This window comes from Neoroseomonas oryzicola (assembly GCF_012163135.1).
GTDB classification, from domain to species: Bacteria; Pseudomonadota; Alphaproteobacteria; order Acetobacterales; family Acetobacteraceae; genus Neoroseomonas; species Neoroseomonas oryzicola.
Window position 1 is genome coordinate 23,589 of the sequence record NZ_JAAVUP010000003.1, and the last position, 18,522, is coordinate 42,110.

The 18,522-nt window shown below is 71.9% G+C and carries 18 protein-coding genes; 7 read left to right on the forward strand and 11 right to left on the reverse strand.

Features of this window, described 5'->3' with window-relative positions; all coding sequences use genetic code 11:
• Positions 1 to 257 precede the first annotated feature (257 nt).
• From GWK15_RS11650 to GWK15_RS11675, 6 genes are all read right to left on the reverse strand, one after another.
• A complete protein-coding gene (locus tag GWK15_RS11650) occupies positions 258 to 1,538 on the reverse strand; it encodes a hydantoinase/carbamoylase family amidase (RefSeq protein WP_168041509.1) in 1,281 nt (426 codons plus the stop codon).
• Positions 1,535 to 2,446: an allantoinase PuuE gene (locus GWK15_RS11655; protein ID WP_209442170.1), complete on the reverse strand. Its 912-nt coding sequence runs from the start codon at positions 2,444 to 2,446 to the stop codon at positions 1,535 to 1,537. Before GWK15_RS11655 ends, GWK15_RS11650 begins: the two co-directional genes overlap by 4 nt.
• Positions 2,447 to 2,576: 130 nt before the next feature.
• Positions 2,577 to 3,395 (reverse strand): ABC transporter permease, encoded by an 819-nt coding sequence (locus GWK15_RS11660; protein WP_168041510.1) that lies wholly within the window; start codon positions 3,393 to 3,395, stop codon positions 2,577 to 2,579.
• Positions 3,388 to 4,218: an ABC transporter permease gene (locus GWK15_RS11665; protein WP_168041511.1), complete on the reverse strand. Its 831-nt coding sequence runs from the start codon at positions 4,216 to 4,218 to the stop codon at positions 3,388 to 3,390. The genes GWK15_RS11660 and GWK15_RS11665 overlap by 8 nt, the downstream gene beginning before the upstream one ends.
• A 7-nt stretch (positions 4,219 to 4,225) precedes the next feature.
• Entirely contained in the window at positions 4,226 to 5,245 is a 1,020-nt protein-coding gene (locus GWK15_RS11670; protein ID WP_168041512.1) for an extracellular solute-binding protein, read from the reverse strand.
• Positions 5,242 to 6,372 carry an ABC transporter ATP-binding protein gene (locus GWK15_RS11675; RefSeq protein ID WP_168041513.1) on the reverse strand — a complete coding sequence of 377 codons (1,131 nt, stop codon included), beginning with the start codon at positions 6,370 to 6,372 and terminating at the stop codon, positions 5,242 to 5,244. Before GWK15_RS11675 ends, GWK15_RS11670 begins: the two co-directional genes overlap by 4 nt.
• 182 nt (positions 6,373 to 6,554) lie before the next feature.
• On the opposite strand from GWK15_RS11675, the gene GWK15_RS11680 reads away from it, so the two are divergent.
• Complete coding sequence (locus tag GWK15_RS11680; protein WP_168041514.1) at positions 6,555 to 7,442, forward strand: polysaccharide deacetylase family protein; 888 nt, start codon at positions 6,555 to 6,557, stop codon at positions 7,440 to 7,442.
• On the opposite strand, the gene GWK15_RS11685 is transcribed toward GWK15_RS11680, so the two are convergent.
• Complete coding sequence (locus tag GWK15_RS11685) at positions 7,439 to 7,909, reverse strand: ureidoglycolate lyase (protein ID WP_168041515.1); 471 nt, start codon at positions 7,907 to 7,909, stop codon at positions 7,439 to 7,441. The two genes, GWK15_RS11680 and GWK15_RS11685, sit on opposite strands and share 4 nt — an antisense overlap.
• Positions 7,910 to 7,987: 78 nt before the next feature.
• On the opposite strand from GWK15_RS11685, the gene GWK15_RS11690 reads away from it, so the two are divergent.
• Positions 7,988 to 8,758: an SDR family NAD(P)-dependent oxidoreductase gene (locus GWK15_RS11690; RefSeq protein WP_168041516.1), complete on the forward strand. Its 771-nt coding sequence runs from the start codon at positions 7,988 to 7,990 to the stop codon at positions 8,756 to 8,758.
• Here GWK15_RS11690 and GWK15_RS11695 read toward each other — a convergent pair whose 3' ends face one another.
• The gene (locus GWK15_RS11695) at positions 8,759 to 9,856 is read right to left on the reverse strand and encodes a mandelate racemase/muconate lactonizing enzyme family protein (protein ID WP_168041517.1); all 1,098 of its coding nucleotides are present in this window, start codon (positions 9,854 to 9,856) and stop codon (positions 8,759 to 8,761) included. It lies immediately after the preceding gene.
• 91 nt (positions 9,857 to 9,947) lie between these two features.
• On the opposite strand from GWK15_RS11695, the gene GWK15_RS11700 reads away from it, so the two are divergent.
• Positions 9,948 to 11,672, forward strand: a complete 1,725-nt coding sequence (locus tag GWK15_RS11700) for a glycerol-3-phosphate dehydrogenase/oxidase (RefSeq protein WP_168041518.1) — start codon at positions 9,948 to 9,950, stop codon at positions 11,670 to 11,672.
• Here the strand turns inward: GWK15_RS11700 and GWK15_RS11705 are convergent.
• Positions 11,630 to 12,514, reverse strand: a complete 885-nt coding sequence (locus GWK15_RS11705; protein WP_168041519.1) for a helix-turn-helix transcriptional regulator — start codon at positions 12,512 to 12,514, stop codon at positions 11,630 to 11,632. The two genes, GWK15_RS11700 and GWK15_RS11705, sit on opposite strands and share 43 nt — an antisense overlap.
• Positions 12,515 to 12,662: 148 nt before the next feature.
• Here GWK15_RS11705 and GWK15_RS11710 point away from each other — a divergent pair, with 148 nt between their 5' ends.
• Entirely contained in the window at positions 12,663 to 13,382 is a 720-nt protein-coding gene (locus tag GWK15_RS11710; protein WP_168041520.1) for an ATP-binding cassette domain-containing protein, read from the forward strand.
• A 22-nt stretch (positions 13,383 to 13,404) separates the two neighbouring features.
• Positions 13,405 to 14,235: a substrate-binding domain-containing protein gene (locus GWK15_RS11715; RefSeq protein WP_168041521.1), complete on the forward strand. Its 831-nt coding sequence runs from the start codon at positions 13,405 to 13,407 to the stop codon at positions 14,233 to 14,235.
• A 40-nt stretch (positions 14,236 to 14,275) separates the two neighbouring features.
• Here the strand turns inward: GWK15_RS11715 and GWK15_RS11720 are convergent, their stop codons facing one another.
• A complete protein-coding gene (locus GWK15_RS11720) occupies positions 14,276 to 14,980 on the reverse strand; it encodes an ABC transporter permease (RefSeq protein ID WP_168041522.1) in 705 nt (234 codons plus the stop codon).
• An 84-nt stretch (positions 14,981 to 15,064) separates the two neighbouring features.
• The gene (locus GWK15_RS11725; protein ID WP_168041523.1) at positions 15,065 to 16,495 is read right to left on the reverse strand and encodes an ABC transporter substrate-binding protein; all 1,431 of its coding nucleotides are present in this window, start codon (positions 16,493 to 16,495) and stop codon (positions 15,065 to 15,067) included.
• Positions 16,496 to 16,676: 181 nt separating this feature from the next.
• Between GWK15_RS11725 and GWK15_RS11730 the strand changes: the two genes are divergently transcribed.
• Together GWK15_RS11730 and GWK15_RS11735 are read left to right on the forward strand one after the other, a co-directional pair.
• Entirely contained in the window at positions 16,677 to 17,588 is a 912-nt protein-coding gene (locus tag GWK15_RS11730) for a polysaccharide deacetylase family protein (RefSeq protein WP_168041524.1), read from the forward strand.
• On the forward strand, positions 17,585 to 18,517 hold the full coding sequence (locus GWK15_RS11735; RefSeq protein ID WP_168041525.1) for a polysaccharide deacetylase family protein: 933 nt from the start codon (positions 17,585 to 17,587) through the stop codon (positions 18,515 to 18,517). Before GWK15_RS11730 ends, GWK15_RS11735 begins: the two co-directional genes overlap by 4 nt.
• Positions 18,518 to 18,522 lie beyond the last annotated feature (5 nt).

The window sequence follows — 18,522 nt, forward strand, 5'->3', positions numbered from 1 at the left end:
GGGGGGCGACGGGGGGGGGGGGGGGGTGCGGGCGGAGGGGGCCCTTCCCCCCCCCCGGCCCCCCCCCCACCAGAGGCCGAAAGGCCTCTGGACACCAGGACTTGATCGGGGATTTCGGGGAGGGGCATCGACGACGCGTCTTGCACGACGCGTGCGCCACGCCCCTTCCCGAAATCCCCGATGAATCTCGAGGTTTCCAAAGGCCCTTAGGCCTTTGGCGGGCGGGGGTCCGGGGGAGGGCAGAGCCCTCCCCCGCGCTACCCCAGCCGTTCCCCGACCGCCCGCACCAGCACCGCAAGTGCTGCGCCGACGTCGGCCATGTCGAGCGCCTCGTCCGGGTTGTGGCTGCCATTCGCGTTGCGCAGGAACAGCATCGCGGAGGGCACGCCCATCCCCGCGAAGGTCGCGCAGTCGTGCCCGGCGCCGGAGGCCATCTCGCGCACCGGCACGCCGGCCTCGCTCGCGCACCGCATCAGCAGCGCCCGCAGCCCCGCATCCATCAGCGCGGGCTTCGCATGGGTGGGCGGCCCGAAGTCGAATCCGACGCCGCGCTCCGCGCCGATGCGCGCCGCTTCCGCCGCCAGCCATGGATCGAGTTCCGCGAGCAGCGCCGCATCCATGCTGCGGATATCGAGGCTGAAGCGCAAGAACCCCGGGACCTTCGTCGAGGTGTGATGCGCCGGATCCGTCGCGAGGATCCCGGCCGTGCAGACCAGGTCCGCGCCACTCTCCTCGAGCGCCGCCCAGCGCGCATCGAGCGAGGCCAGCAGCGCCACCGTCGCCATCGCCGCATCGCGCCGGTAGCGCCGCGGCACCGCCCCGGCATGGGCATGCGCGCCCAAGGCCCGCGCCTGCGGATAGCGCAGGCTGCCGCGGATGCCGGTCACCACGGCGACGGGCAGCCCTTCCTCGACCAGCACCGGCCCCTGCTCGATATGCGGCTCGATGAAGCAGGCCAGGCGCTTCGGGTCGAGCAGCGCGCGCCCCTCGCGAATCGGCGTGGGATCGAGACCCTCCTCGACCATGTGCTCGGCGAGCGTCCGACCGGTATCGACGCGCCGCAGCGTGTCGGCCGCATCGCCCGGCATCAGCCCGAACATCGCCCGGCTGCCGAGGTAATGCGCCGGGAACCAGCACATCTCCTCCGCCCGGATGCCCATCACCAGCAGGTCGCGCGCCGGCCGTCGCCCCGCAGCACGCAAGGCGGACGCGATCGCCAGCCCGATCACGACCCCCGCCGCGCCGTCGAAATTCCCGCCATGCGGCACGCTGTCGAGGTGCGATCCCATCGCGACCGCCGGCAGGTCGCGATCCGCCCCCGGCATCACCATCCGCAGGGTGCCGATGGCGTCGCTCGTGACCTCCATCCCGAGCCCGCGCGCCGCCTCGGCAAGGATCGCATGCGCCTTCGCCTCGCCCGCGCCGTAGGATGCGCGGGTGATCCCTGGCGGATCCCTGGTCGCTGCGGCCAGCGCCTCGAACAACCCGGTCGCGAAGGCCTGCGCGTCGGCGATGACGCTGTCCGACACCACGGTCATGGCGCGTAGGGATGCACCTGCGCCCAATGCCGCGCGATATCGACCCGCCGCGTCACCCAGACATCCTTGCGCCGGCCGATATGGTCGAGCAGCCGCTGTAGCCCCATCGCGCGCGCCGGATGCCCGATCAGGCGCATGTGCAGCCCGATCGACATCATCTTCGGCTGCCCCTTGCAGCCTTCGTCATACAGCATGTCGAAGGCGTCGCGGATGAAGGAGAACCACTGGTCCGAGGTCCCCATCCACCCCGCATACTTGCCGTCGTTGTTCGTCAGCGAATACGGCACGACCAGGTGCGGCCTGCCCTCCACGGTCGTCCAGAACGGCAGCTCGTCTCCGTAGTAGTCGCTGTCGTAGAGGAACCCGCCATGCTCGGCGACGAGCCGGCGCGTGTTCACCGAGGGCCCGTAGCGGCAGTACCAGCCATCCGGCCGGTGCCCGACCGTCTTCTCGAGGCTCGCCACCGCCTTCGCGATGTGGTCGCGCTCCTCCGCCTCCGACAACTCGAAATGCTTCACCCAGCGCCAGCCGTGAGAACAGACATCGTAGCCCGCCGCGCGGATTGCCGCCGCGGCCTCCGGGTTCTGCTCGAGCGCAAGGGCGCAGCCGAACACCGTCATCGGCAGCCCGCGTTCCCGGAACAGCCGCATCAGCCGCCAGACGCCGACGCGCGATCCGTATTCGAACATCCCCTCGGCCGCGAGGTCGCGGCCCGACTTCACCTGGTTGAGGCCATGCGCCTCGGTCAGCCCGCTCTCGGTCACGCCGTCGCCGTGCTGGAAGGACGGCTCCGATCCTTCCTCGTAGTTCATCACGAAGTTGACGGCGACCTTCGCCCCGCCCGGCCAGTGCGGATCGGGCGGATTGGCGCCGTATCCGATGAAGTCGCGCGTCACCTCATAGGGCATGGTCAGGCTCCGAAAAATGCAGGGCTGCTCGAGCAGATCCGATCAGGTGGACTCACCTGACCGGGTGAAGATGCTCGAACAAACACGTGGCTGGAGACGTTGCCGTGAGCCATGGCGAAGGACAACGCCTCTAGCCGCTCATCCGCCGCGCAAGACCCACCGCGCGGTCCATCGCCAGCAGCAGCACGAAGGCGACCGCCACCAGCACGCCGGACGCCGCGGCGACGCGCACGTCGAGCGCCGTTTCCATCATTCCCCACATCCGGATCGGCAGCATGTCCGTCTGCGCCGAGGCGAGGAACAGCGACACCGGCACGTTGTCGAGCGAGGAGACGAAGGCGAGGAAAGCCCCCGCCGCCACCCCTGGCAGGATCAGCGGCAGCGTCACGCGGCGGAAGGTCCGCCAGGGCCCGGCGCCGAGCGCCGCGCTCGATTCCAGCAGCGCGGGGTCGAGCCCCGCCGCACTCGCCCCCACCGTCCGCAGCGCGAAGGGGGCCGCGATCATCGCATGCCCCGCCACCAGCAGCGCGAGCGAGGGCGGCTGCCGCAGCCAGGAGAAGAACATCAGCGAGGCCAGGCCGAAGGCGATCCCCGGCAGCACCAACGGCGCCATGAACCCACCTTCCGCCACCCGCGCCCATCCCGCCCGCGACCGCGTGATGGCCAGCGCCGCCGCGGTCGCGAGCGACGTCGCCACCACCGCCGTCAGCACCGCCACCATCAGGCTGTTGCCCGCGGCGATATGGATCTGCGCCGACCGCGCCGGGTCGAACAGCTCCCGGTACCATTGCAGCGTGAATCCCGGCGGCGGAAATTGCAGCGCGCGGGAGGAGGTGAAGGAGGTGACCAGCACCACGATCACCGGCCCCACCAGGATCAGGAAGCCACACCCCGCGAGCGCGAGAATCAGCAACGCCAGCGCGCGATCGCTTCCCGTGAACCTATGCATGGCGCGCCTTCGCCCCCAGCAGCGAGAGCGCCGCCGCCACCACCAGCACCGAACCCATCAGCGTGATGGCGAGTGCGGCGGCCAGCGGCCAGTCGAACACCACCATCGCCTGCTGCCACACCTGCGCCGGCAGGTAGTTCAGCCGCCCGCCGCCGATCACGCCCTGGGAAATGAAGGCCGTCGCCGCGCTGGCGAAGACCAGCGTCGCGCCGGCGATCAGCCCCGGCAGAGCCATCGGCAGCACCACCTTGCGCAGCGTGCGGAACAGCGACCCGCCCAGCGAGGCCGAGGCATCCAGCAGCGCCGGGTCGATCCGCGCCAGCGCGGCGAGCAGCGGCAGCAGCATCAGCGGCATCTCGATCTGCGTCAGCGCCAGGATCAGCCCGTGCTCGGTCTGCAGCAGCGGCACCGGCGCCGAGGTGATGCCGAGCCCCTGCAACGTCGCGTTGATCACGCCCTCCCGCCCCAGGATCACGATCCAGGCGAAGGTGCGCACCACGACCGAGGTCAGCAGCGGCAGCACCGCCGCGATCAGGATCACCCGCCGCAGCGTCGGCCCCGCCGCCATGTGCACCAGCGCGAGCGGCACCGCGAAGACCGCCGTCGCCAGCACCGCCAGCGCGCCGAGCCGCAGCGTGTTGATGACCGAGGCGATGTTGAAGTCGTCGCCAAGGGCGTCGCGCCAGGCCCGCAGGCTCCAGGCGCGCAGGTTCTCGTCCGTGGCAAAGGACGTCGCCGCCAGCAGCAGCAGCGGCGCGACGAAGAACAGCATCTGCGCGAGCGCGAGCGGCAGCGCGAGCCGCCAGACGCCGTTCTCCGTCATCGCGGCCTCAGCCCGCCATCTCGCGGTTGAAGCGCTGGATCCATTGCGGCCGCACCGGGTTGATCTTCGCCCAGTCATGCGTGACGAAGTTGCCGATCTCGCTGATCGAGCGCATCGGCACGTCGGCGCCAGGCGTGACGTCCTTGTTCACCGGCACGAAGAAGTAGGGCGCCTGGGACAGCGCCGCCTGCACCGGCGTCGAGATCATCGCGTCGATGTACTTATAGGCGGCATCGATGTTCCGGCTGCCCTTGGCGATGTGCATCGTCGTCATGAAGGCCGCGGCACCCGTCTCCGGCACCGCGAAGTCGATGTTCACCCCGCGGGAACGCAGCAGCGTCACCGTGTAGGTGTTGGTGTACATCACGTCGATCTGGCCCTGCTGGAACATCCCGGGCATGGCGGCCGGCTGGCCCACCGCGGCGACGCTGGGGCGGATGCGGCGCAGCTCCGCGAACAGCGGGTCCATGTTCTCGACCGACCCGCCCAGCGCCTTCGCCATCTCGATCAGGGAGATGGTGCCGAAGGTCGTCCCGAACCCCGTCAGCCCGAGCTTCGAGACGTATTCCGGCTTGAACAGGTCCGCCCAGCCCTTGGGCTTGGGCACCTTGGTCGGGTTGTAGGCGATGCCCACCACCTGCGCGGCCACCGCCGCACCTTGCGCATCCGCCTGGCCCGGCGGCAGCTGGCCGAGATTGCTCAGCTTCGCCGGATCGAAGGTCTCGAACAGCCCGAAATCGATGCCCGAGACGCGCGGGCCGGGGTCGAGCACGAAGACGTCGAAGGGCGGGTTGCCGCGCGCCGCGCGCGCCTTGGCGATCTGGTCGACGGCGAACAGCGGCTCGAAGGCCACCGTGATGCCCTGCTCGCGCAGGCGCGGCGCGAGCACGTCGCGCAGCGCCTCGTCCCAGCCGCCCGGATAGACGGCGGCGGTCATGGTGGTGCCCTGCGCGCGGGCACCGCCGAACGGCAGGGCGGCACCGGCCATCGCGGCGCCGAGCAGGTGGCGGCGGCGGAACTCGGTCATGCGGTCTCTCCTTCGGGGAAGATCGAGGGCGTGGCGCCCGGCAGGATGGCGATGCGGACGGGACCCGGCGGCGGGGGTGCGCCGCGGCGCGCCTCATGCAGCTTGATCTCGGACGCCCCGGTCTCGAGGTCGTGGATGGTCGCCGGCCCGATCGGCAGCGACTGCCGCAGCCTGGCCGGGAAGGCCGCCGGATCGGCGTCGCCGGCATCGCGCAGCGTCAGCTGCTCGGGCCGCGCGCAGACCAGCACGCGCTCCCCCACCGCGAAGCCGCGCGGGCTCGCCGCCGTCACCGTCGCGCCGGCATCGAGCCGGATGCGGTAATCCTCGCCCTCGCGCGCCTCGACGCGTCCGTACAGGCGGTTGGTGGTGCCGACGAAGCCGGCGACGAAGGCGGTCGCGGGGCGGTCATAGACCTCGGCCGGTGGGGCGACCTGCTCGACGCGCCCGGCATTCATCACCGCCATCCGGTCGGACATGGACATGGCCTCGTCCTGGTCATGGGTGACCAGGACGGCGGTGACCCCGAAGCGCCGCTGGATGCGCTTGATCTCGAGCTGCAGGTCGAGCCGCAGCGAGCGGTCCAGCGCCGCGAAGGGTTCGTCGAGCAGCAGGATGGACGGCTCGATCGCGAGCGCCCGGGCCAGCGCGACGCGCTGCTGCTGCCCGCCCGAGAGCGCGCGCGGCCGCCGCTCGGCGAAGGATTCCATGCGCACGGCGGCCAGCGCGGCCTCGACCTTGCGGACGATTTCCGCCTTGGGCAGCCGCCGGGCCTCGAGGCCATAGGCGACGTTCTCCGCCGCGCTCATATGCGGGAACAGCGCATAGGACTGGAACACGATCCCGACGCCGCGCCGGCCCGGCGGCAGGTGGTCGATGGCGTTGCCGTCCACCAGCACGCGCCCGGCATCCGCCCGGATGAAGCCCGCGACCGTGCGCAGCAGCGTCGTCTTGCCGCAGCCGGACGGGCCCAGCAGCGCCAGCATCTCGCCGGGCTCGACGCCGAGCGTGACGTCACGCACCGCGAGCGTCTGCCCGTAGCGCACGCGCACGCCATCCATGTCGAGCCGATGGCCGCGCGGTCGCGATCCATCAGCATCCGCGGCGCCGGGCTGGGGATGGTCGAGCATGCCCGCCGCATCGCAATGCCCGTGCCATGCGCGCGCCCGCCCGAAAGCCGGGCAAGGGCCCACCCCGCGACCACGTCCCGCGCAGACCTGCCGCATTCTTGTGCAGCCTTGCCGCCAGGATGCCGCCACCACGCTGGCCCCGCGCTTGCTCACCCCGTCCAGCGACAACGCACGGAGATCCCATGACCCGCGACCTCGTCGGCTATGGCGGCACCTGGCCCGATATCCGTTGGCCCAACGGCGCGCGCCTGGCCGTCTCGGTCGTGGTGAACTTCGAGGAAGGCGCCGAGCAGCAGGTCGGCGACGGCGACCCGCACTCCGAACGCATGGGGGAGGTGATCAGCGTCGTCGCCCCCGGCGTGCGCGACATGGGCCAGGAACAGATCTTCGCCTACGGCACCCGCGCCGGGCTGTGGCGGATGCTCGACGGCCTCGACCGGCACGGCATCAAGGCGACCTTCCTGATGTGCGGCCGCGCCGTGGAACGCTCACCCGTCCTGGCGCGGGAGATCGCCGCGCGCGGCCACGAAGCCGCCGCCCATGGCTGGCTGTGGCGCCCGCAGGCCGACTACGCCTCGGAAGCCGAGGAAGCCCGCGACCTCGACCGCTGCATCGCCGCCATCGAGGCCGCCACCGGCGCCCGCCCCCGCGGCTTCTTCTGCCGCGGCTCGGAAAGCATCTGGACCCGTGGCCTGCTCGCCGCGCGCGGCTTCGCCTGGGCCTCCAACGCCTTCGATGACGACCTGCCCTACCGCGACCCGGCGCATCCCGCGCTCGCGATCCTGCCCTACGCCCTCGACACCAACGACATGAAGTTCTTCCACCCCAACGGCTTCGTCCGCGCCGCCGAGATGGTCGACTACGTCAACGACGCCATCGACGTGCTGCTGGCCGAGGCCGAGGCCGGCAAGCCGCGCCTGCTCAACATCGGCTACCATTTGCGCATCTGCGGCCGCCCCGCGCGCTTCCCCGCCTTCGACCGGGTGCTGGCGCGCCTCGCCTCCCTCGGCGACCGCGTCTGGGTGGCGCGGCGGGACGCGATCGCCGCCGCCTGGTCGGCCGCGACCTAAGGCAGGTGGACCTCGAAGGGCGCGACCTCGACGAATTCGTCATCCGCGCTGCTGCCGTCCTTCCACATGAAGATGGCGAAGCGCGCCGGCCGGTCGATGACGGTGAAGGGGTGGTGCCAGACATCGGCGCCATAGGTCACCCCCTGGTCCGGCCGCGCCAGGAAGGCCTTCGCGCGCGCCATGTCCGGCTTCCCGTCCGCACCATGCGGCGCGACGATCGCAAGCCACCGCCCCGCCTCCATCGGCACGAAGGATTGCGAGGAATGCAGGTGCCGCTCCATCGTGGTCGACGCGAGCGGCAACGCGTTCGGCAGCTTGTGGGTGAAGGACAGGCTTGCCTTCGCATGGTCGCGCCGGTTCGCGAGCGCCGCGTCGACGTAGACGCGCCCCGGCGCATCGGGCGCCGTCAGCACCTCGCCGAAGGGGGCGAAGGCTTCGGCGGTCAGCGGTTCGGCGATCAGGCGCATCGCGGGGCTCCTTGCATGTCGCCCAATGATCGGGCCGGATCGCGCGAGGCGTCCAGGGGCCGCCGCCAGGAGAACCGGATGAGGCTGCAGGACAGGGTCGCGATCGTCACCGGCGGTGCCTCCGGCATCGGACGCGCCATCGCGATGCTCTTCGCGCGGGAGGGCGCGCGCGTGGTGATCGGCGACGTGACCGAGACACCCCTCGAAGGCGGCCCCCCGACGCGCGAACTCATCGCAGCCGAGGGCGGGACCGTCCGCTTCCATCGCTGCGACGTCGCAGCCGCGGCGGATGTCGACGCGCTGGTCGCCGCCGCCGTCGCCGAATTCGGCCGCCTCGACGTCATGGTCAACAACGCCGCCATACGCGGCGAGGGCAAGCCGCTGCTCGAGACCAGCGTCGAGGACTGGGACCGCGTCATGGCGGTGAACGCCCGCGGCGTCTTCCTCGGCTGCAAGGCCGCGGTGCGCCAGTTTCTCGCCCAGGACCAGGTGGGCGAGGTGCGCGGGCGGATCGTCAACATCTCTTCCCAGCACGGCATGGTGGCCGCGCCGGGCAAGCTCGCCTACGGCACCGGCAAGGCGGCGGCGGCCTACATCACGAAGCAGGTCGCCGTCGACTATGCGAAGCAGGGCATCGTCTGCAACGCGGTCGCGCCGGGGCGCATCCTGACCGGGCGCCCCGCCGGCGCGGGCACCGACGCGATGGAATACTCGGTGATGCGCACGCCCATGCCGCGGCTCGGCCGGCCGATGGACGTCGCTTCCGCCGCGCTTTTCCTCGCCTCCGACGAGGCAACCTTCCTCACCGGCCACAACCTCCTGGTCGATGGCGGCTGGATGGCCTTCTGATCACCGCAGCACGAAGTCGCTCATCACCTCCGGCTTGAACGCCAGGCCATGCCCAGGCGTCTCCGGCGCCGTGATCATGCCGTTCGCGATCCTCGGCAGGCTGACGAAGACATCGTCCAGCAGCCCCATCTGCTCCGCCCAGATCGCGTTCGGGATGGACGCCAGAAGATGCACGTTGAGTTCCGGAAACAGGTGCGGCGCGATGGTCATGCCCCAGGTGTCCGCCACCGCGGCGATCTTGCGCAGCTCGGTCATGCCCCCGCGCATCGGGTCCGGCTGCAGGATCGGCAGGCGCGGGTTCTCGAGGAACGGCTTCAAATCCGCCCGCCCGAAATGCGTCTCCCCGCCCACCACGCGCATGTCGAGCATCTCCGCGCAGCGCAGGTAGCCGGCATAGTCGTCGGCGAGCACCGGTTCCTCGAGCCAGTAGACGTCGAATTCCTCGAAGCGCCGCCCGGCGTGGATCGCCTCATCCGCCGTCCAGCCCATGTTCACGTCGATCATGATCTCGACATCGGGCCCGACCGCGTCGCGCATCGCGCGGACATTCGCGACATCGGTGCGCCAGTCGCCGATATGCGCGACCTGCATCTTGATCGCCTTGTAGCCCTGCGCGACGAAGTGCCGCGCCTTCGCGACCATCCCCTCCCCGCGGCTGCCGCGGAAGCAGCCGCTGCCATAGATCGGGATCTCGCTGCGGCAATGCCCCCACAGCCGATGCAGCGGCAGCCCCGCCGCCTTGCCCACCACGTCCCACAGCGCGATGTCGATCGCCGACTGCGCCATCATCGCGACCCCGCCGCGCCCGCCGGTCAGCGTCGCGCGCCACAGGTCGCGCCAGATCGCTTCCACCGCGGTTGCGTCACGCCCGATGATGCGGGGCGCCATTGCCTCCTGGATGCAGGCACCGATGGTGCGCTGCAGCGGCAGATTCAGCAGGTGCAGGTAGCCCATGCCGGTCAGGCCGGATGCCGTCACCACCTCCACCACCACCAGGTCGCGCATCGGCCCCAGCGCATGGCCGGCGAGCCATGGGTCGTCCGCCCAGGGCATGCGCAGCAGCGTCGTCCGCACCTCGCGGATGGTCAGGTCGGTCATGGCGGTCCTCCGTTGCCGTCAGCCTGCGCGCCGCCCGGCGCCCCGGCAAGACGGCGTTGCCCCCCGCGCGCGGCCTCGCTAGTGAAACGTCATGCGTGATCTCTCCCGCCAGGCGGTGATCGAGCGCCTCCGCCGCGACCCGGCGCCGGACGTGCTGGTGGTCGGCGCCGGCATCAACGGTGCGGCCGTCTTCCGCGAACTCGCGCTCAACGGCGTGGGCGCCGTGCTCGTCGACCGCGGCGACATCGCCGAGGGCGCCTCCTCGGCCCTGTCGCGCATGGTCCATGGCGGCCTGCGCTACCTCGAGACCGCCGAGCTCGCTTTGGTCCGCGAAGGCGCCACCGAGCGCAACCGCCTGCTGCGCAACGCCCCGCATCTCGTCGGCCCGCTGCGCACAATGGTGCCGCTCTACGACCTCTGGGGCGGCACCTTCGCCGCGATCGCGAAGCTGTTCCGCCGGCCGACCACCTCCGGCCGGCGCGGTGCGATGCTGATCCGCATCGGCCTGATGCTCTACGACTGGCTCGGCAGCCGCGAACGCACCATGCCGCATCACCGCATGCTGCCGCGCGACGCCGCGCTCACCGCCATGCCGGGCCTGACGCGCGGCATCGCCTCGGCCGCGGAATACTGGGACGGCTGGGTCTCGCATCCGGAACGCATCAACCTCGAACTGGTGCTCGATGCGCTCGCCGCCGCGCCGCAGGCCGAAGCCCTGACCTATGCCGCCGCCGAAGGCCTTGGTCCCGACGGCGTGCGCATCCGCGACACGCTGACTGGCGAGACGCTGACGCTCGCCCCGCGCATCGTCGTCAACGCCGCCGGCGCCTGGATCGACCGCGTCAACGCCCCGCTCGGCATCAACACCCGTATGATCGGCGGGACGAAGGGCTCGCACCTCGTCATCGACCATGACGGGCTGCGCGCCGCGCTCGGCGACGCGATGCTGTATTTCGAGGCGCCGGACGGGCGCACCTGCATCGTCTTCCCCTTCCTCGGCAACGTGTTGCTCGGCACCACCGACATCCGCGTCGAGGACGCCGACGGCGTCCGCTGCGAGGAGACCGAGATCGACTACCTCTTCGCCGTGCTGAAGGAAGTGCTGCCCGACGTCGCGATCGGCCGCGAGCACATCCGCTACCGCTATTCCGGCGTGCGCCCGCTGCCCTATGTCGACGCCGCGACGCCGAGCCTGATCCCGCGCACCCATTCCCTCGTCCCGAGCGAACCGACGCCCGAGCGCCCCTTTCCCGTCCTCTCCATGGTGAGCGGCAAGTGGACGACCTTCCGCGCCTTCGGGGAACAGGCGGCCGACGAGGTGCTCCATCGCCTCGGCAAGCCGCGCAGCGTCGGCACGCAGTCCCGCCCGATCGGCGGCGGCGCCGGCTTCCCCGCCGACCGTGCCGCCTGGATCCGCGACCTGGCGCGCGAGACCGGCCTGCCGGACACGCGCATCGCCGATCTGCTCGCCCGCTACGGCACCCGCGCGCGGGACGCGGCACGCGCCATCGCCGCCGGCCCCGACGCGCCGCTCGAGGCCCTGCCCCGCCATTCCTCCGCCGAGATCGCCTGGATCGCGCGGGAGGAGATGGTCACCCACCTCACCGACGTGGTCCTGCGCCGCACCCTGGTCGCGCTCCGCGGCGAGGCGAGCGAGGAGGCCGTGCGCGCCATCTCCGCCGTGCTGGCCGAGACCCTCGGCTGGCCCGCCGCCCGCCAGGCCGAGGAGGTGGACGCGACCCTCGCCCTGCTGCGGGACCGCCACGGCGCCGGCTATCCGTTGAAGGCCACGCGCCCCGTCTCCGCCACGTCGTAGCCGCCCATCCGCGCCGCGCGGGCGGCGAAGGCCGCCCCCCGCGCGAAGGCCAGCAACGCCTGCAACGGCGGCTCGAAATAGGCCCGCCGCGGCATCACCAGGTCGAAGCGTTCCCGCACCAGCGGCACGAATCCGAGGCCCCGCGCCTCCGCCTCGGCGCGGATGCCGAAGCCGACGCCCGCGCGGCCCTCGGCCACCGCGGCGGCCACCTCGTCCTCGGCCATCGCCGGTTCGGCCAGGAAGGCGATGGCATCCAACCGGAGCCCGGCCTCGTTCAGCAGATGCACCAGCAGCACGTGGCTGCCCGCCCGGTTCTGCCGCCCCGCCACCCGCAGCCCCGGCCGCGCCAGATCCGCCACGCTGCCGAGGCCCAGCGGATTGCCGGGTGCCACCAGCAGCCCCTGCTCCCGCCAGGCCCAGGTGATGCCGACATGCCCGCCCGGCCCCAGCACCTCCCGCACCGCCGGCGCGTTCCACTCCCCGCTGTCGGGGTCGAGCAGATGCACCGCCGCCGCCAGCGCCTGCCCCGCCGCCAACACCTCCAGCCCCTCCAGGCTGCCGCCCGCGCGCAGCGCCAGCCCGCAGCCGGATTGCCGCACCGCCCAGTCGAGCAAGGGATCGTGGCTGCCCGCCAGCACCGGCGGCGGCAGCACCCGGTGCGGCGCATCCCCCCCATCGGCCTTCGCAGCCAGCCAGCGTTCCAGCAGCCCGCGCGGGAACACCCATTTCCCGCCCAGCAGCGCCGCCGGCACCTGCCGGGCGCGGGCGAGGTCGTACAGCGCGCGTTCGGACAGCCGCAGCCAGGCGGCGGCCTCCTTCAGGGTCAGGACATCCGGCAACATTCGGCAATTCCCGGCAAATGGCGCCCCGGCGTCAAGCCTCGCATGCGTTGACGGCATCGCCTGCCATGCGCAACTGAGGGAAACGGGAGACACGGCGCGGGATGCGGGCACATCGGGACAGGACGGGATTGCAGGGGGACCGCGCCTGATGCGCGCGCCCGGCACCATCCTGCCGCTCGAAGCCCGCGGCCTCGGCTTCGCCGCCGGGTCCCTGCGCATCCTCTCCGGCATCGACCTGACCATCGCGGGCGGCGCGCCGACCGTGATCCTCGGCCCCAACGGCGCCGGGAAATCCGTGCTGCTGCGCCTCCTGCACGGCCTGCTCGCGCCGACCGAGGGCGAGGTCCGCTGGGCCGGCGCCGGAGGCCACCGCCGCCAGGCCATGGTCTTCCAGCGCCCGGTGCTGCTGCGCCGCTCGGCGCTCGCGAACGTCCTTTACCCGTTGCGCCTCGCAGGGGTCCCGGCCGCCGAGCGCGCCGCCCGCGCCGCCCAGGCGCTGGACCTGGTCGGCCTCGCCGCCCTCGCCGACCGTCCCGCGCGCCGCCTGTCGGGCGGGGAACAGCAACGCCTCGCCCTCGCCCGCGCCGCCGCGACCCAGCCCGAGATCCTCTTCCTCGACGAACCCTGCGCGAGCCTCGACCCCGGCGCCACCGCCGCGGTCGAGGAGATCATCGCCACCCTCGCCGCCCGCGGCACCAAGATCGTCATGACGACGCACCATCTCGGCCAGGCGCGCCGCCTGGCCGGGGAGGTGGTGTTCCTCCATGGCGGGCGCGTCCTCGAACAGGGCCCGGCCGAGCCCTTCTTCGCCGGCCCCCTGACGGCCGAGGCCGCCGCCTTCCTCCGCGGCGACCTGCTGCCGCGCTGACCGACTTCCCCGGGAGAGACCCATGTTCCGCAGAACCATCCTCGGCCTCGGCCCGGCCTTCGTCCTCGCGCTGCCGGCCGCGGCGCAGGACCGCAGCATCACCGTCGCGTCGACCACCAGCACCGAGCAGTCCGGCCTGTTCGGCCACATCCTGCCGATCTTCACGCGGGAGACGGGCATCCAGGTGCGCGTCGTCGCGCTGGGCACCGGCCAGGCGCTCGACGTGGCGCGCCGCGGCGATGCCGACGTCGTCTTCGTGCACGACCGCGCCGCCGAGCAGCGCTTCGTGCAGGAGGGCTTCGGCGGCCCGCGCCACCACGTGATGTACAACGACTTCGTCATCGTCGGCCCGGCCGCCGACCCCGCGCGCATCGCGGGCACCACCGACACCGTCGCCGCCCTGCGCCGCATCGCCGAGGCCCGCGCGCCCTTCGTCTCCCGCGGCGACCGCAGCGGCACCCATGCGGCGGAACTGCGGCTGTGGCAGCAGGCCGGCATCGACCCCGCCAGCGGCCGCGGCCAGTGGTACCGGGAGGTCGGCCAGGGCATGGGCCCGGCGCTGAACACCGCCGCCGCGCAGAACGCCTATGTCCTTGCCGACCGCGGCACCTGGCTGTCCTTCCGCAACCGCCAGGACCTGAAGATCGTGGTCGAGGGCGATGCGCGCCTGTTCAACCAGTACGGCGTAATGCTAGTGAACCCGCAGCGCCACCCGCATGTGAAGGCCGCCGACGGCCAGCGCTTCATCGACTGGATCCTCTCGCCCGCCGGCCAGGCCGCGATCGCCGCCTACAAGATCAACGGCGAGCAGCTCTTCTTCCCGAACGCCACCCAGCCCGAGCCGACCTCGTAGCCGGCGGCCCCGGAGGGGTCTCGGCCCCTCCAGACGCGGGTCACCCCGCCCAGCGCGCCGCCGCCCCGCGGAGCCCCTGCGCGAGCGTGTTCACCGTCAGCACGATCGCCATCAGCACCATGCCGAGCGCGAGTGCCAACGGCAGGTCGCCCTTCGAGGTCTCGAGCGCGATCGCGGTCGTCATCACGCGCGTATAGCCCTCGATGTTGCCGCCCACGATCATCACCGCGCCCACTTCCGCCGCCGCCCGCCCGAACCCCGCGAGCAGCACGGTCGACAGCGCGAAGCGACCGTCCCACAGCAACGTCGGCACCGCCTGCAGCGCCGAGACGCGGAAGGAGCGGAACTGCTCCGCATATTCCTCCCACATGCCTTCCAGCACCTGGCGCGCCAGCGCGGCGACGATCGGCGCGATCAGCACCGCCTGCGCGACGATCATCGCCGTCGGCGTGAACAGCAGCCCGAAGGATCCGAGCGGCCCCGATCGCGACAGCAACAGGTAGATCAGCAGGCCGCACAGCACCGGCGGCAGCCCCATGAGCGCGTTCAACGCGACCACCACCGCCCCGCGCCCCGGAAACCGCGCCACCGCCAGCAGCGCGCCGAGCGGCAGCCCGACCAATGCCGCGATGGCGAGTGCGGCGAGGCTCACCTCGAGCGAGAGCAGCACGATGCGCACCAGCGCGGGATCGGCGCCGCGCACCAGCGCCGCGGCGGTCGCGAAGGCGCTGGCGAGATCACCCATGGCGGATACGGCGGCGTCCGGTCACGACGGTTCCTCCCTGCCCGCCGTCATCGCGGCAAAGGCACGCGCGGCGCAAGCCCTCTCTCACCCGATGCGCAGGATGCCGCGATGATCGAGCGCCATCGGCGGCATGCCCGGCCGCGCGGCGAAGGTCTCGACCGGGTGGAACAGGTAGAGCCAGGGCGGATTCTCCTGCAGCCGCCGCAGGCACCGCCCATAGGCCACGGCACGTTCCGCGTCGTCGATGGTGCGGCTCGCCGCGGCGAATTGCCGCTCGAAGGCCGCGTCGTCATAGCCCTGCCACCACGGCCCCTTCACCAGGGAGGAGACCTTGTCGCTCAGCACGCGATAGGTCGAGGCCGGCGTGGAATCGAAGATCGCCATGTCTCCGATCTTCCCGCGCCCGACCTGGCGGGCGTAGTCGGGCCGGTCGTGCTCCTCCTCCACCCGCGCCCGGATGCCGACCCTCGAGAGCTGGTGCGCGACCATGGCGCTGATGTCGGGCGCCTTCTGGGGCATGTGCAGCGGCGTGCGGAGCAGCAGTTCGCTCGCGCCGCCGGCCTCGTCGAGCAGCCGCTTCGCCGCGTCCAGGTCCTGCGCCAGCGGCGCCACGCGCGCCTGCCGGAAGCCGAGGTGGAAGGGGCTCACCGCCGTCGCGGCGGGCAGCCCCATGCCGTGGAACACCTCCTCCACGATCGCCTGCCCGTCGACCGCGAGGTTGACCGCCCGCCGCGCCGCGTCGTGCGAGAACAGCCCGCGCCGGCAGTCGAGGTAGAACATCACCGACATCGCATTCGCCGCGGCGCCCCAGACGAGGCCGCCGGCATGGCTGCGCGGGTCGGTCATGCGTTCGAGATGCGTCGCCGCGTCCACCGTTCCGTCGGCGACCATGCGGTAGCGCAGGTCGGCATCGGGCTCGGCGACGATGCCGATGCGGCGTGGGGTCCGGTCGGGATCCACCGCCTCCAGCACCGCGCTCGACCCGGGCACGTGCCGCAGGACGCGATAGGGCCCGGTGCCGAGCGTCGCCCCGCCATCCATCCCCGGGCGCAGATGAAAGAATTCGGACAGGATCTCGGGCAGGTCGGCCACCGGCTCGGGCGTCGAGATGGACAGCAGCCCCGGCCCCTCGGCCGTGATGCGCGCGCCCTGCAGGTAGCGGGCATAGGCCCAGGGCATCCCGAACATGTCGAGGCCCTGGAGATGCGCGCGGATCGTCTCCGCCACATCCTCGGCCATGACGGGCCGGTCGTCGTGGTAGGTCGCGCGGCGGCGGATGGCGAAGATCCAGCCGCGGCCCTCGTCCTCGTGCCGCCAGGCGCCGAGCAGCCCCGGCCGCACCCGCCCGTCCTGCCAGGTGCAGAGCGGCTCAAAGACCAGGCTGCGCAGGGTCAGGATGGAGGTGTCGTCGGTGACACGCCCAGGCGGCAGGAATTCCACACGTGGGAGCGCCAGCACCAGCGCATCCGCCATCGACATCCCCTGTTCGGCGGGGCGGCGCCCCTTCTCCGGCACCCTCTCCTACGGCGCGCGCGCCGGTCCGGCCAGCCGCCAACGAGAAGGTGATCCGCCTCTCGCGCCCCATCATTCACAGCATGGCGCCCGCCGCAACCCGCGGGCGGCGGCCGGGATGCCCACCTTGTCGCCCGCGCGAAGCCATGGAACCTTCCACCCGCCACGCGGGAAGCGGATGCCGATGCTCAAGACCCCCGGCCACTACGACTTCATGCCCTGGCGCCGACGGCCGCGCATCACCTGGCCGAACGGCGCGCGCATCGCCTTCTGGGTCGCCCCGAACATCGAGCACTACGAATACGACCCGCCGCCCAATGCGCGCCGCATGCCCTGGCCGCGCCCGGTCCCGGACGTCTCGGGCTATTCCTGGCGCGACTACGGCAACCGCGCGGGCTTCTGGCGCATGGCGGACGTCATGGCGCGGCACGGCGTGCGCGGATCCGTCTCCCTCAACGTCGCGGTCTGCGACCACTACCCTGAGATCGTCGAACGCTGCTGCGAACTCGGCTGGGAGCTGTTCAGCCACGGCACCTACAACACCCGCTACTTCTACGGCATGACCGAGGAGCAGCAGCGCGCGGTGATCCGCGAGAACCGCGAGACCATCCTGCGCGCCTCCGGCCAGTCGATGGACGGCTGGCTGACGCCCGCGATCTCCAACGACGAGACGACGCAGCACATCCTCGCCGAGGAAGGCATCCTCTACACGCTGGACCTGCTGCACGACGACCAGCCGACGCCGATCCGCACCCGCGGCGGGCAGCGCCTCGTCTCCATCCCCTATTCCCTGGAAGTGAACGACGTCCCCCTGTTTGTCATGCGCAACACGCCGCCCGACCGCTACGCCGCCATCTGCAAGGCGCAGTTCGACCTGCTGTACGAGGAAGGGGCGGAATCCGGCACGGTGATGTGCCTGCCGATCCACCCCTACCTGATCGGCCAGCCCCACCGCATCGCCGCGCTGGGGGAAGTGCTGCGCCACGTCACCGGCCACGACAAGGTCTGGCTCGCGACGGGCCGCGAGATCGCGCGGCACTACATCGACCACCACCTCGCCGCCCATGAGGCCTGGATCGCGGAGGGCACGCCGTGACCGGCCTCCCCGACGACTACTTCGTCTACCCGAAGCGCGGCCGCGGCATGGACCACGACCGCTACCCCTATCGCATCCTGCCGCGCACCAAGGCGGTGCAATGGCCGGGCGGCGCACGCATCGCGCTCTGGGTCGCCGTCCATGCCGGGCATTTCCCGATGGACATGCCGCTCAAGCCCTTCACCGCGCCGGGCGGGATGGAACGGCCCTATCCGTCGTTCTGGGATTTCACCCAGCGCGACTACGGCAACCGCATCGGCATCTACCGCCTGATGCAGGCGATGGGATCGCGCGGCGTGAAGGGCACGGCGCTGATCAGCGCCATGCTGGCGCGCGAATACCCCGTGCTGATGGACGACATCGCCAAGGCCGGGTGGGAGCCCGCCTGCGCGGGCCTCGACATGGCCCACCTGCATCATGGCGGCATCGCGGAAGCGGACGAACGCGCCTGGATCGCGCTGGCCACCTCCCTGCTGCGCGGCCGCTTCGGCGACGCCGTGCAGGGCTGGCATTCCCCCGCCCATTCGGAATCCCACCGCACGCCGGACATCGTCGCCGGCGCCGGCTACGCCTGGACCAGCGGCTGGCTGAACGACGACATGCCCTATGCCTTCGCGACCGAGGCCGGCACGCTGACCGCGATGCCGCTGCCGCAGGACCTCGCGGACCAGCGCATGCTGCACCAGCAGAACATGGCGACCGAGGATTTCGTGAACGCCGTCCTCGCCGCCCACGCCGCGCTCGACGCCGAGGCCGAGGCGACCGGCTCCGGCCGCATCCTGACGGTCTCGGTCACGCCCTGGCTGATGGGCCAGCCGCACCGGATCCGCGCCTTCGGTGCGATGCTCGACGCCATCCTCGCGCGCGGGTCCGTCTGGTCCGCGACGGGCAGCGAGATCATGCAGGCCTGGCGCGCCCAGCAGGGCTGACCGCG

What these genes read in the sequence shown, in the direction of transcription:
- GWK15_RS11705 (WP_168041519.1), bottom strand. Translation starts at nt 12,514, where the DNA reads ATGTTGCCGGATGTCCTGACCCTGAAGGAGGCCGCCGCCTGGCTGCGG.
- GWK15_RS11655 (WP_209442170.1), bottom strand. Translation starts at nt 2,446, where the DNA reads ATGCCCTATGAGGTGACGCGCGACTTCATCGGATACGGCGCCAATCCG.
- GWK15_RS11720 (WP_168041522.1), bottom strand. Translation starts at nt 14,980, where the DNA reads ATGGGTGATCTCGCCAGCGCCTTCGCGACCGCCGCGGCGCTGGTGCGC.
- GWK15_RS11690 (WP_168041516.1), top strand. Translation starts at nt 7,988, where the DNA reads ATGAGGCTGCAGGACAGGGTCGCGATCGTCACCGGCGGTGCCTCCGGC.
- GWK15_RS11675 (WP_168041513.1), bottom strand. Translation starts at nt 6,372, where the DNA reads ATGCTCGACCATCCCCAGCCCGGCGCCGCGGATGCTGATGGATCGCGA.
- GWK15_RS11730 (WP_168041524.1), top strand. Translation starts at nt 16,677, where the DNA reads ATGCTCAAGACCCCCGGCCACTACGACTTCATGCCCTGGCGCCGACGG.
- GWK15_RS11650 (WP_168041509.1), bottom strand. Translation starts at nt 1,538, where the DNA reads ATGACCGTGGTGTCGGACAGCGTCATCGCCGACGCGCAGGCCTTCGCG.
- GWK15_RS11700 (WP_168041518.1), top strand. Translation starts at nt 9,948, where the DNA reads ATGCGTGATCTCTCCCGCCAGGCGGTGATCGAGCGCCTCCGCCGCGAC.
- GWK15_RS11695 (WP_168041517.1), bottom strand. Translation starts at nt 9,856, where the DNA reads ATGACCGACCTGACCATCCGCGAGGTGCGGACGACGCTGCTGCGCATG.
- GWK15_RS11715 (WP_168041521.1), top strand. Translation starts at nt 13,405, where the DNA reads ATGTTCCGCAGAACCATCCTCGGCCTCGGCCCGGCCTTCGTCCTCGCG.
- GWK15_RS11680 (WP_168041514.1), top strand. Translation starts at nt 6,555, where the DNA reads ATGACCCGCGACCTCGTCGGCTATGGCGGCACCTGGCCCGATATCCGT.
- GWK15_RS11685 (WP_168041515.1), bottom strand. Translation starts at nt 7,909, where the DNA reads ATGCGCCTGATCGCCGAACCGCTGACCGCCGAAGCCTTCGCCCCCTTC.
- GWK15_RS11710 (WP_168041520.1), top strand. Translation starts at nt 12,663, where the DNA reads ATGCGCGCGCCCGGCACCATCCTGCCGCTCGAAGCCCGCGGCCTCGGC.
- GWK15_RS11670 (WP_168041512.1), bottom strand. Translation starts at nt 5,245, where the DNA reads ATGACCGAGTTCCGCCGCCGCCACCTGCTCGGCGCCGCGATGGCCGGT.
- GWK15_RS11660 (WP_168041510.1), bottom strand. Translation starts at nt 3,395, where the DNA reads ATGCATAGGTTCACGGGAAGCGATCGCGCGCTGGCGTTGCTGATTCTC.
- GWK15_RS11665 (WP_168041511.1), bottom strand. Translation starts at nt 4,218, where the DNA reads ATGACGGAGAACGGCGTCTGGCGGCTCGCGCTGCCGCTCGCGCTCGCG.